Genomic DNA, 13,759 nt, shown 5'->3' with positions numbered 1-13,759 from the left:
TTTTAAAGATCAATTTTTATATATTCATTGTCTTTCTTCTCATCTACAATAAACCAGGCCGGACTACCAAGTTCGTCAAGACCTAGGCGTGCACCTGGTACTGGAGGCTGGTTTAATGTTTCTGTAGAACGTTTTTTATCTTTTTCAATGGTATGATCAGGTAGGGCGGACCTAAAAATGCCTACTTCATTGAGCTCTGCTATACTGGTGTTAAAAGCATTGATAAGTTGTGCAATATCTTCCTCATTGTAAGCTTCCGTCATATAGCATGGAAAGCCATCCCAGATATGAAACCCTTTTTCCCTTAAGAGTACAAACAACAACTCACCATAAGGAATCTCCTCCAAAAACTTGAGACGCCAAAGGGAGCGGTAATAGGTGATTTCAAGAGGAAGGCTTTGCTTTTTAAAGCTAGTGTTCAGTTCCGTAGCCAAACCTTCGGTCATGACAGCTAGCTTCTCCTGTAAATCTGCTCCTTGCTCTTTCATGTGCAGCAGTGATGCCTTGGTTGTTGCCAATGCCAATGGATGACGTACGAAAGTACCGGCGAAGTACGTAACACCAACTTCAGGGAAAGAATCATCTCCATATTGCCAGAACCCACCGTCAAGGGCGTCCATGTACTTTTTTCCTCCGAGAATTGCGCCAATGGAAATCCCACCACCAATAACTTTTCCGTAGGTAGCCACATCGGCCTTAATACCGAATAAGGCTTGTGCTCCCCCTGGATGCATTCTAAATCCGGTAATAATTTCATCAAAAATAAGTACGGTCTCTGATGCCCGGGTAATTTCCCGTACTTCTTTCAGGAAATCTATAGGTTGAAATTCTGGCCTTCTGCTCTGTACAGGTTCCACAAGGACGGCAGCCAATTCGTGTGCCCTTTCGCGAATGATGGCCAAGCTCTCTTCTGTTCCATAATCCAGAATCAGCATATTTTGTACCGCTCCAGCGAGAATACCGGGAGCAGCAGGGAATGTTCTCATTTTACGAGAGCCTCTCACAATGACCTCGTCATTGATACCGTGATACGATCGTGAGAACGCTACGATTAAGGAACGTCCGGTAACCGTACGTGCTATACGCATAGCACCCAAAACGGCTTCTGAGCCCGTATTGCACAATGCAGCACGCTCATGATGGGTAAATTCACAGAGTAACTCACAAACTTCTCCGGCCAACGGATGTTGCGGACCTACTTCGAACCCAAGATCTACCTGTTGGTGTAGTGCTTCTTTAATAAAATAGGGCTGATGTCCAAAAAGACAGGAGCCAAAACCATTTAAGGTATCGATATATTCATTACCATCCAGATCCCAAAGGCGATTGCCCGAGGACTTCTCTATAACAATGGGGTAAACCAGTTCTTTGGTCAATGGTTTAAAGCCCGAAACTACCCTAGGGTCGGCCATGTGAGCCCGATGTTGCTGTGAATAGGCCTTACTTCGGGCAGTTTTTCTATTATAACGACGAATCAGTTGTTCTAGAAAAGCCTGTTTTTCGGAACTTATATCGGCTTTCTGTTGTTCAATTTTTGGAGCGGCACCAAATGGTTTTTTATGGGCTTCCTTTTCTTCTTCCGATAGTATTTTTACAGCGGCATCATTGGTAGGCGCTGAGATCTTTTCTTGAGGCCTGGGAACCGCTTGGGTAGTTCCATTGCCTTGTAATAACGCAATTTGTTTTCCCAATAATTGCAATTGCTGTGCTATAAGATCTAAGGCCGTATCTTGATGATGATGAGGGGGCACAAGATCAAGCTTTGTAATAGTAGGCGCCTGAGGCATTTCTGTTTGTGGCGCTGGCGGTGTGGCAAGCTGTTGGGGTGCATACCGTTCCGCAGGTAAATTTTCATCCAGGAATTCTGCCAAAAGGCTTGGCGTACCCAAGGCATCATTCAATTGTCTAAATGTAATGGGAATCCCAAATTCATTTTTACAGGTGATGGACATTTGTGTCAACACCAGGGAATCTAAACCAAGTTCTAAAAAGCTGTAATCATAATCTGTAGCTTCCAGTTCTATTCCGGAAGTATCCATGATAATTTCTGAAATTTTTTGCAGGATAATGGTTTTTCGCATAAGCGTGGTTTTGGGAATTTGTTGCGTATGGTCTTCAGTTTGTACCGCAGGCGTTGCCAAAGGAGTACTGGTTTTAGAAACATCACGATCATGTAATCCGGCCTTGGCAACGGAAGGAGCCGGAATCCAACAGGGTTTACGATCAAAGACATAGGAAGGCAACCCCACTTTTTCTCTTGATTGTTCCTTGTAAAATGCTTTCCAATCTATACTTGCCCCCTTTGACCATAACTGTCCCAGGGCGGTCAACAAGCTGTGATAGGCGTTCTCATTCTCTTTGGGAATGGGTAAGCTGGCGATGGCCTGTAGGGATTTTTCTCCCTTTTTTTGATGCGCTAAAGTAGTGAGCGCCCGTCCGGGACCAACTTCCAGTAAAATGGCATCTTCAAGACCTTGAGCGGTCTCCATGGCATCGGAAAAACGTACCGTAGCCCGTAAATGATTTGTCCAATAATCAGGACTAGTGGCTTCAGCCTCACTAAGCCAAGTACCTGTTACGGTTGAAATCATAGGCAGACGAGGAGCATGTAAGCTCACTTTTTCCACTTCTTTTTTGAATACCTCCAAAACAGGATCCATCATGGTAGAATGAAATGCATGACTAGTAAAGAGCAGCATATGGGCAATACTCTTGGATTTCAAGGTTTCTGCAAAATTTTCAACATCCGCATCTGGACCAGAGACCACACATAAACGATCTGAATTTACCGCAGCAATGGAAAGCGTATCAGGAAGGAAATTCATGAGCATATCCACAGTAGTTCGTACGGATAACATACTTCCTCCTGGTAGTGCACTAACAAGCTGTCCACGTATGGTAATTAAACGTAAGGCATCGGGCAAGGTGAAAATACCGGCTACATGTGCAGCTACAAATTCTCCAATGCTATGACCGCATAATACCGTGGGTTTTAATCCCCAACTCATCCATAATTGTGCAAGTGCATATTCGATAACGAATAGGGCAGGCTGCGTAAATTTTGTGTCTTTTAAATCGTCTTCGGCATTGGGGTTATGGCTGTCTGGGAAAATAATAGCCTTGATATCCAGATTCAATTCCTTTTGTAAAATGGTTGCGCACTGGTCTACAGCCTCTCTAAATACGATTTCACCATCATAAAGTGCTTTCCCCATATTTACATATTGTGAGCCCTGTCCGGGGAAAAGAAACGCCAGCTCATTGGGCACTACTTTTAGGGCATTGGTCTTGACGGTATTTTTTTCCTTAGACAATGAATTTTCAAGGGCATCGGTGACACTATCGGCAAGTACAAAACTTCGATGACTAAAGAATTTCCGTGTCGTATGGAGGGCGTAAGCGGTATCTGCCAAAGGTACCTCAGGGGAGTTTTGCATGAAATCTCTTAATGCATTTTTATACCCGTTTACACTATTTTCGGTTTTTGCGGACCAAGTCAATAGTTGTACCGGGCGCCCTGGGGTAGTGTGAACCGCCTTTGCTTTGTATTCTTCCACGACAAGATGTACGTTGGTACCCCCTACACCAAAGGAACTGATGCCCGCCTTGCGCGGACCAACAGCTTCCCATTTTTTTAAGCTTTGGTTTACAAAAAATGGGCTATTGCTTAAATCAATGACAGGATTGAGATTTTGAAATCCTAAGGAAGGTGGAATCTCCCCGTATTTCATAGCGAGTATCGTTTTGATCAGTCCGGCCACACCCGCAGCTGCAGTAAGATGTCCCATATTACTTTTGATGGAACCTAGGGCACAGTAGGCATTAGAAGGCTGTTCACCGAAGGCGGTATGAAGACCTTCAACCTCAATAGGGTCGCCTAGGGGAGTAGCCGTACCATGGGCTTCCACATAGGTAATATCGGAAGCTGCGATTCCGGCATCGGCCAATGCCCCGCGAATCACTCCGGCTTGACCTTCTACGGAAGGTGCTGTGAAACTTCCTTTGTTGCCCCCATCATTATTTACGCCAATACCTTTGATAATACCATGAATAACATCTCCATCTTTTTGTGCATCTTCCAAGCCTTTAAGTAGGACTACACCAGCACCATCACTAAAAACAGTTCCTTTTCCTTCCGCATCAAAGGAACGGCAATGACCGTTTGCACTGAGCATGGAGCCCTCTTGATAAAGATGACCACTATACATTGGTGAAGTAATGCTCGAAGCCCCTGCCAAGGCAACATCGCATTGGCCATTCCTAATAGCTTCAACAGCTTCAGCTATGGCCAACAGCGAAGTGGAACAGGCAGAATGAACACTTACGGCAGGACCTTTTAAGTTGAGGTGATACGCTATACGGGAGGCAATATAATCTTTATCATTGACCGTAGTCAATTGAAAGGGGCCTACCTGATTTACCAGTTTTGTATTAGGCAGCACATTGTTAATGTAATAGGTATTGGTACCACTACCAGCGTATACACCGATACTCCCTGAATAATGTTGAGGTAAATGTCCTGCTTGTTCCAATACTTCCCAAGCGATTTCCAAGAACAAGCGCTGCTGGGGATCCATTGCTTCGGCCATTTTAGGGTTGATGCCAAAAAACTTGGCATCGAATTCTTTTGCCGAAGGTACAATGCCACGAGCAGCAACATAAAGAGGGTCATTGCGTAAAGATTCCGGTATACTCTTGTCCAATTCCTCAGGAGTAAAGAAAGAAATGGTTTCTCTACCTTCTCTGAGTACTTCCCATAATTCGGGGATCGATAATGCTCCGGGAAACCTTCCCGCCATACCAATGATGGCAACATCTCCTTTTAGTCTTTTCTTCTTTTTTGCTGAAATATCCTTTCTTTCCGCAGCATTTAAATTCAATTCCAAAGATTCCAATAATGCCGAAATGGTGGGATATTGATATATTTTAGTAACTGGAACCTCTAATTTAAGTTCTTGTCGCAACAGGGCAGCGACCTTTTGGGTCAATAGGGAAGTACCCCCCATCTCAAAAAAATTGTCGTCAATGCCAATTTCTGGAATACCCAATTGTTCGCTCCATATTTCGGCAATGCTTTTTTGGATTGCCGTCCTGGGTTTTCTTAGAACAGGGGCAGAATCTGGTCTGGAATACACGGGGTCAGGTAAGTTTTTTTTGTCAATTTTACCATTGGAGGTCATGGGAAAACTAGCGATAGGAATGTATAGCGAAGGCACCATATATTCTGGAAGCACATCCAATAATTGCTTGCGAAAGAGGTTAGAATCGGTATTGCCTGCTGTAGATTGGATATAAGCCACCAATCTTTTTTCTTTTACGCCATAGTCACTCAACACCACCGTTGCCCGTTTCACTTCTGGAAGGGCATTGAGCGCTGCTTCTATTTCTCCCAATTCCACGCGATACCCCCTGATTTTGATCTGTTCGTCTTTTCTGCCAATGAAGGCTATATTTCCATCGGGAAGCCATTTTGCAAAATCTCCAGTACGGTATATTTTTTTATGCGGTTCAAATGGATGGTCTACAAATTTGGCGGCTGTAAGTTCCGGAAGATTTAAATATCCCCTGGCCAGACCTTCTCCAGCCAAACATAATTCTCCTACCTCCCCAATGGGCACTGAGGTTAGAGTTTCGGATAAAATATGGGCTTGAGTGTTGCCTATTGGACTTCCAATAGGCAGTGCCTTTAGTGTAGCATCTTTTTTGGAATAGTGATATACTGTAGAAGTGACCGTAGTTTCCGTGGGGCCGTATTCATTATAAAAATCACAGATTCTTCCGAGTTTTTCTGCGAGTTTTAAAGTGCATCGTTCTCCTCCTGCAATAATTCTTTTCAGTGTTTTTACATTGGAAAGCGTGTTCAAGGTTTCCAGATAACTCGGTGTAGCATGCAAATGAGTAATGCCGTGTTTTTCCATAAAAGAAGGCAATTCATGATGTTTCAATTCCTCTTTGCCAACAATGACCAAGGCAGCTCCATTCAACAAGGCAAGAAAAAATTGCTCTATGGAAGCATCAAAAAAGTAATTGGAGAATTGCAATATGCTTTCGGAATCACGAATTCCAAAAAGCTGCGTTTGGGAAGTAATAAGGTTAACCACAGAACGATGTTCAACCATGACTCCTTTAGGGTTTCCAGTTGTCCCTGAGGTGTAGATAATATATAGAAGACTATTTGGGCTTGGACTTTGCGCTGTGGGTAGGGTAAGAGGGAGTTGTTCTCTTTTTAACCGAAAATCTTCCACTATCTCAGCATCAACGGTAAGCTTGCAATTGCTGTCTTTCTGGATATAGCTTTTTCTTTGCTCTGGATAATCTGTTGCTATGGGAACATATGCGGCTCCTGCTTTGAGTACCCCAAGAATAGTTACGATCAGCCACTCACTTCGTTCTAGGAGCAATCCAACGAAATCTCCTTTTTGTATGTGATGGGTATTGATCAGGTAATGGGCATACTGATTGGAATACGCATCCAATTCCTTATAGCTAAGTTCGCGCTCCTTGAATTTCACGGCAGTATGTTCCGGAACCTGTTTTACTTGGTCTAAAAATAAGTCAACGATCGTCCTATCTTTGGGAAAAGCGAGATCGGTTTTGTTAAAAAGCGTTATTTGTTGTTGATCCTTCACGATGGTGTAACTATATTTCTCTAATTATTGTTTATGCTGTCCACAGAATACTATTCTTTGAACTTAATCCGTTGTACATTCTTCATTTAGGTTCTCAAAGGGCCTTAACAAACCAATGTTTAGGCGGGGTGGGGGACTTTACGATGGCTCATGTTCTTATGAACATCTTTAGGTTTAATTCATTGCACCGATAAAGCGTATAAAATTTGTATTTTCTTCTAAGGTCTTTTTCGAATTGTGCCAAAGCTCAAAACCAGAATTCTTTAAGAGCATTGGATAGTTATGCGAAAAAGAACGCTCAAAGCCATAGGTTTGGGAATTGGGGTTCTTACTAAAATCATGATCTAATCCATTGGGTTCAATGGCTACCAGCATGATATTCCCCAAAGCATATAACATATCAAAAAATTGCTGTAAACGCTGTTCTGTAAAATATTCCAGAACGCCCATAAAGGTGACAAAAATCATATTGGCGCTGCCATTGGCCTTGATCCAATCAAAACCATCAGCGGCTACAAATTGCAATTTTGGATTTTCTTTGTAGGTTTGGGTATTGGTCTCCGTTTGCACTTCACTCAGATCAATGCCCACAAAATGCTCTATTTGGGGGAATTTAGTACTTAAGTGCTGTAATACATTGCCATCACCCGTACCAATTTCTACTAAAGTGTTAAATGAATTTGGATTTTTGCTCAATTGTTCTTGAAGCAAATCGAAGATAAATTCACAATCAGGTAAAAAAATATGCTCCTGTTTCTTCCTGTTACGCAAAAAGAAATCATGCCCTTTATTGATCCAGTAATTTTGATGAAAAGATGCTAAGGCATCATGATTTCCCCTTTTTTCAGTTTTCTTTAGAATGGCCCTGCGCATGAGGCGTTCTTTGATGCTGAGGTCAGAACTGTTCAGCATCAACGTCATTCCCTTTTTAGATAATTCATCGGCCTTTTGTGGTTGTACAAGGACAAAAAAATTACCAAGGGTGGCAGAGAGCAAATTGCCGATAATTGGTCGAATTGTATTTTTCATGATTTCTAAAAAAGCACTTGAGTTTTAAGCTATCTCTAAAATAATTTTTTAGAAAAAGCAAAAACCAAGACCTAAAATCAAATTGGTTTAGTTTTCTTATGAGTTTATGTAACATAAACCTATCGCTTATATTGCCAAAACAGTAGGATAATCGACGAACGACACAATAATTAGCCTAGTGGGGGCTTCCGTGTAAAAATGAAATCAAAAGAACCAAAACAAGAAGAAAATATCAAATGGGGTTACAGGGAATACTTACCGTTAAAGATAAGCCTTGGCATATTTTAAAAACAAATCGAACATAGAAAAACGATTGTATTTTTTTATAATTAAATGCTTGATAATCAATTTTTTAAAATATTTGAGACTATTTTATTTTTCATGTATATCGGAAATTGCCATGTTTTTTTCCAAGGAAGAAAATCATAAGGTGCTAATTATACAGGAATTAGGGCAATCCATACATCTACAGTATTTCTAAGGGAATTCTTCCTATAAATTTATAGTAGTATTTTCTGTCAATTTAAAACAAATCTTGTTTTAAATATCCCCCTATATATCATAAAAAAACCGTGTTGATCGGTTACTGACCAGTCCAAATGATAGGCGCTATCATTGCGTTTTCCCCCAATAAAAATGTAAACAAAAACATAAACAGCAACAAATGAAGGAACAAGCAGAATTTAATTACAATGAGCCAAAATGGAAGGCTCCGGCACACAAGTATCCCAAAGGGGAAGATTTTGATAGGTATAAACATCCGGGTATTGGGGCCAGAATTATCATAGAGCAAGCCCTTCAAAGTATGGAAGGCGTAAATTTAGATAATTTGGAGCGCCTTGGCATTGCACAGAAAGACCTAACTGCCTATAGGAAACAGATTAAGGATGCATTACTGGCTTTACTTAAAGAAGGTGATAAGACAGATGTACGTCTTCGTTCAGGGGCAATATCGTATCTAGGAGCCCTATCATTTTTTGGAACTGCCGATGTGATAACGGAAATCGCTTTGAATCCCAATGAACGTCCAGAGGTGCGTGGACACGCCACTGAATCCTTAATACGATTAATGGGCCGAAAAGCAGCTTTGACCATTGAAAAATTGATGGACGACCCACTGCCCATTATTCGAGAAAAGGCTATTAGGGGTATTGGAAATATGAGGATTCGGGAAAGCATCCCTTTATTGCGTAAAATTGTAGAAAGCGACCCGGATGTGGAAGTGCGTTATAGAGCTTCGGCCGCCCTTGAACAAATAGAAACCGGCAAATTGCCCAAGCGTCCAAGGAAAAAAGGAAAAGCACAGACTACCATGGCTATTGAGAATATTGTAAAACCTTTGGGGCGCCATACGGGAGTACCCCCCCAAACGACACCCAATAGTGTAAAAGGAGTGGAGTTGTCCACTTTTGGAGGAGAAGATGTGGTGGCCAATCAAATTCTTGCCGAAATGGCGACGGAAACCGAAGTATATCCCTTGTCTTATGAAGTGTTGCCTAACCATGCCTCAAAGAAATTGCGATTAAAATTAAGAGGAAGGGCAATCGGAAACTCTATTTGCGAAAAACCCCATATTGAAGTGTATCGTATTCATGAAAATGAACTTGTACTGGAATATGATGAAGGGTATCACCCTAAACTAGGAAGGAAGCTCAATTTGAGCCTAAAATGCGATCAAAGGAAATATCAAGATGTATATTGGATTCCCGAAACGACTACAAGCCCTGTAATCTTGGAATTATCGGCCAAAGACCGCATCATATGGGCAAAAAATAAGTTTGGTGTCCGTATAAAATTCCATATTCCACAGGCCGTAGAAGGTGCTTGTTTACGGCTAAAGACAAGGTTTCCAAAAGCAAATTGGGAAGAGCGTTATTTTACGCTCACCAAAGAAGATATTGTCAAGGGAGAAAAATATATTGAAGGATTTGTAGCTGCAACTACAGGAGCCATTGAGATGCAGGCACAATTGTATACCACCAGCGGCAATACCTCAAAATATAAGACCACCTTGGATGCTTTGCCTCCCAATCCCATTTCGATGACGGTAACGCCCTCAACTTCGGGAACCATTGGGGAAGGTCCTGCACATTTTAATGGTGCTGAAAACCGGTTTTATTGCTATGCCACCTTGCGGATCACCAATGGTTTTGAACATAGTGTCACGGTGGGCCCCTTGGTATGGGCCCGGGTAACAGATGGGGGAACAGAAAAGGATAATTTCTCCTTTACCATCAGTACGGTTACTATTCCCGCCAATAGCACAAGAAACATAGGGATTTATATGTCTTTCGGAGGGAATACTTATAATGTATTCAAAAATTATGGGGATGTCACTATTCGACTTACCGTACAGACCTCGGAAGGAGATGTTATAGATTCCCATGTTTGGGCCGCGATGGCACAGGTGAAGTTAGCGTTGAATTATGTAGGGAATTTTTCAGGAACCACCAAAAACCGATTCCAAAGTGTTGTGGACAATGAAGCCAGTGCCATTTATGAGCAGCAAAATTTGTACATAAGTGAAAGTGCCAATTTTGACTTGCCTTCAACACATGCCGATTTCCATAGGTTTAGGGATATAGAGATGGACGATAATAAGGATAGTGATTGTACGGCGGGAAGTGACGAAGCTGATGATTTACGCGATGACTGGAGTTCCCCGAACGACCCCTGGCTGGATGTATGGATCGTAGAGAGTTTATCCGGGCCTCCCTGTGCGGCCAGTGTAGGCGGGTTCTCTCCGGTGAATGGTCCCACTGGAAAAGGGGGAAGTAGATCTGGGGTCATCATTAATATGGCTGGAATAGATCTTTCTACAGGAAGCGGACGAAGTCTCATGGGGATTATTGTTGCACACGAAGTAGGACACTTTTTAGGATTGAATCATACCGGACCAAACTCCAATTTCATGGCAGCAACCACGGGAGGTAGTAATACAGACATTACCCATGGTCAGTATATGGATATGACCAATCATGGTTTTGTGACACGATTTGTGGTATAGATTACAGTATTTCAAGGGCAGTGATGTTTGCCATAGACGTCACTGCCTTATTAGTAAAAAAATAAATACTCCACCAAACATTATAGGTAAGGAGTTGAAACAAATAAAGCAGCTACGCTAGAAAAGCACCTATTGATCGGCACTTTCTTCAATAGCATACGATTTCTAAGATTCTTTGGATATTATGATTTTCTTAACAGTAAGAAATTTAAAAAAAAGCCTTAGTTTTGTTTCGACGTGAAAAATTTCTTGCAACATTTTGGCACGCTTCTTTTGATCAGCCTCCTGCTGATCAAATCCTCTGCGTTTCATGTGTATGAACATGAAGAAACCTCAGATGATAGCAATCACTGTGAGCTTTGTGTATTGACACTTGATAGTCAGCAGGCCGAAGTTTTGGTGCCTGCCGTTGCCATAGCAAATGAAACTCCCGTATACAAGGAACTCAGCCTGAATGAAGATTTTGAGAGCATTAACTACAAAAACTCCGACAATTGGAGTACGCTCTTATCCAGGCCCCCGCCACATCTATAATATATACTTCCGAAGGTCTTTCCTTCCCAGATTTTCTTCTAATAGCATGCTAGTTTGTTTGGCATGGGTTATTGTGTAATCATACAATTACCTATTACCCCTGGAAGAAGTTCAATATTCAATCCACGAAGCGTTAAGGACCTATCATCTCTGAATGAAAAGAAGCGGCAAATGATATCGTTTCATTTTCAAGGATTAACAATTATACGTTTTAAACCGTTGATGCATGGCGCGTTTTATTTTTTATGGTATTGCTTTTTCATTTTTACTTTCTATTTCCTGTAAGGATGGCAAGCAGACGATCAAAAAACCTGTTATAGATAAGGAGAAAATCAATGCTCTTTTTCATAAGGATGTCTCCCAATTGCTTTTTAACCATCTCTATTTAGTGTTGGATAGTATTAGCTACGACCAACTCACTAAAAACCCCAAATGGCATAACGCTTATGCGCAGATGGATATGGGTTTACCGCATTTTTCGCCTTTAGATCATGCTGCAACTACCTGTTACCTGAGAGGACATCAACATTATATTGAAATTTTGGGACCAAAGAATTCCTATAATGAACCTGTAGGCAAAAGTGGAATCGGGTTTTCATTACAAAACAGAACCGAAGAGCACTTTCATTTGGGGGTGGCACCTAAATTAAAAAAAGATTCTACAGCTTTTCTCAGCGCAACGGAGACTGTGCGTATGCCTATTGAAGATCAGCAAGAAACCTGGTTCAAGGCCTTCTATACCCCCAGCGCGGGAACGGCCCTACATACTTGGTATGCTTTTTATAATCCAACTTTTCTTGATCGTTTGTATGGTCAAAAAAACAAAACATATACACGAGAGGCTTTTCTTCAGAAAACCTATGCTCGGGAACGGCTTTTTAAATGCATTACTGCGATATCTATGGTCTGTACCCTTAAAGATTATGAACGCATTGTACAAGAAATGCGTCATTTAGGTTGTAGACAACTTCAAAGAAAAGTGGATGTCCTTACGATTGATAGCGGGGATATAACGCTTCGTTTGAAACCCTCTGCCACAATACCATTTAGCAGAATTACGCGAATTGATTGCCAACTGAACAATCCGGATCACAGTATGGTGCGATTTGGGAATCTTACGATTACCAATACCGGCTTTGAATCGATATGGCGCCTTCATGAACTTTATAAAGACATCTATTAAATTTTAAAATCCAACAATGATGAAAATGAATATGAAAATCCTAAGTGTATCTGCTCTAATGACCATAGTAATGGTAACCAGCTGTAAACAGGAAAAAAAACAGCCAACGGAAAAAGAGGAAACCCCAGTAGCCGAACAGGCGAAAACGACTAAAATTACCCTGGAAAAGTTAACGACTTCGCCCGCATACGAGAATGCTGCTTTGAAGCTCGATACTCCGGAAACTATGAACATCCCTGAAGCCGGGGAGGCCGATTTTGAATTTGAAGTGAAAAATTATGAACTGAAAGCACAAACCGCTGGGCCTAATGCCGCATTGTTGGCGAATTCGGGCAAAGGACAACACATCCATTTTATCCTGGATAACCAGCCCTATTCAGCACATTACGATGCTACTTTTAAAAAGGAAATGCCTGAAGGTGTTCATCACTTGGTTGCTTTTTTAAGTCGTTCATACCATGAATCTGTAAAGAATGAAAACTCGGTGGTTGTGCGGAAATTGGTGGTAGGGGATAATCCTGAAGATCTTTTGGAACTGGACATGAACGCGCCTACCTTGATTTATAGTCGACCCAAAGGCACCTATACCGGCAAGGATGCGGAGCGCGTACTATTGGACTTTTTTGTATTGAATACTACCCTTTCCCCTTCGGGAAATAAGGTGCGTGCTACCATTCAGGGAGAAGAATTCTTAATTACGGAATGGGCTCCCCATATTGTAAAAGGCTTACCCATGGGGGAGATAAGCATTCAACTGGAACTTATAGATGCCCAGGGGAATACCCTTCCCGGACCCTTTAACGATGTAACACGCACCGTCACCTTGAAACCTTAGAAAACAAAACTAAAACTGAAATCTTCAATACGATGATTATGCTTTTACGTACAAAATGGACCAAACAAGCAAATATATGGGGCAGTGCAACTAGTGCACTCTGTCTTATACATTGTTTAACAACCCCCTTGTTTTTTACCTGGTATACCAATGCGTCTGTCACTAAAATGGATTATGCATTATGGTGGAGCCGCTTGGACATCATTTTCCTAGGGATTTCTTTTTTGGCCGTATTCAGGTCGGTGACCCAAAGTTCTAAATTGTGGATAGGCTATACTTTATGGGGCAATTGGGTGCTATTGGCCTTCATCATTTTGAATGAACGATTCGCTTTAATGGAGCTTAAGGAGGAAGTTATTTTCCTTCCCACTATTGGTCTGATATTGTTGCATTTGTATAACCAAAAGTACTGCCAATGTAAAGAAGAAAACTGTTGTGCAGGTACTTAGAAAATATTGAAGTTAAATATAAACTATTCACTAATCGCAAACAATCTGTGAAAGAAGGAGTGGACCCTAATTCTGTGCACAAGAAGAATGAAA

The 13,759-nt window shown here is 41.6% G+C and carries 7 protein-coding genes; 5 read left to right on the top strand and 2 right to left on the bottom strand.

Annotated features, from left to right (window positions below):
• Positions 1-2: 2 nt before the first annotated feature.
• Positions 3-6,629, bottom strand: a complete 6,627-nt coding sequence (locus ACEXOE_RS13585; RefSeq protein WP_394749355.1) for an amino acid adenylation domain-containing protein — start codon at positions 6,627-6,629, stop codon at positions 3-5.
• Positions 6,630-6,803: 174 nt separating this feature from the next.
• Complete coding sequence (locus ACEXOE_RS13580) at positions 6,804-7,658, bottom strand: class I SAM-dependent methyltransferase (RefSeq protein ID WP_394749354.1); 855 nt, start codon at positions 7,656-7,658, stop codon at positions 6,804-6,806.
• A 664-nt stretch (positions 7,659-8,322) separates the two neighbouring features.
• Between ACEXOE_RS13580 and ACEXOE_RS13575 the strand changes: the two genes are divergently transcribed.
• The 5 genes from ACEXOE_RS13575 to ACEXOE_RS13555 all read left to right on the top strand — a co-directional run bounded on the left by ACEXOE_RS13575 (position 8,323) and on the right by ACEXOE_RS13555 (position 13,666).
• Entirely contained in the window at positions 8,323-10,665 is a 2,343-nt protein-coding gene (locus tag ACEXOE_RS13575) for a HEAT repeat domain-containing protein (RefSeq protein WP_394749353.1), read from the top strand.
• Between the two features lie 237 nt (positions 10,666-10,902).
• A complete protein-coding gene (locus tag ACEXOE_RS13570; protein WP_394749352.1) occupies positions 10,903-11,199 on the top strand; it encodes a hypothetical protein in 297 nt (98 codons plus the stop codon).
• A 226-nt stretch (positions 11,200-11,425) separates the two neighbouring features.
• On the top strand, positions 11,426-12,382 hold the full coding sequence (locus tag ACEXOE_RS13565) for a DUF5829 family protein (protein WP_394749351.1): 957 nt from the start codon (positions 11,426-11,428) through the stop codon (positions 12,380-12,382).
• 16 nt (positions 12,383-12,398) lie between these two features.
• Positions 12,399-13,217, top strand: coding sequence for a hypothetical protein (locus tag ACEXOE_RS13560; protein WP_394749350.1), 819 nt, complete (start codon positions 12,399-12,401; stop codon positions 13,215-13,217).
• A 38-nt stretch (positions 13,218-13,255) separates the two neighbouring features.
• Positions 13,256-13,666: a MerC domain-containing protein gene (locus tag ACEXOE_RS13555; protein ID WP_394749349.1), complete on the top strand. Its 411-nt coding sequence runs from the start codon at positions 13,256-13,258 to the stop codon at positions 13,664-13,666.
• Positions 13,667-13,759: the final 93 nt, after the last annotated feature.

Origin of the sequence: Spongiimicrobium salis (genome assembly GCF_043678055.1) — a bacterium.
GTDB lineage: Bacteria > Bacteroidota > Bacteroidia > Flavobacteriales > Flavobacteriaceae > Spongiimicrobium > Spongiimicrobium salis.
Note: the sequence above shows the minus strand (reverse complement) of the source record. Positions and strands in the feature narration are given on the sequence as shown.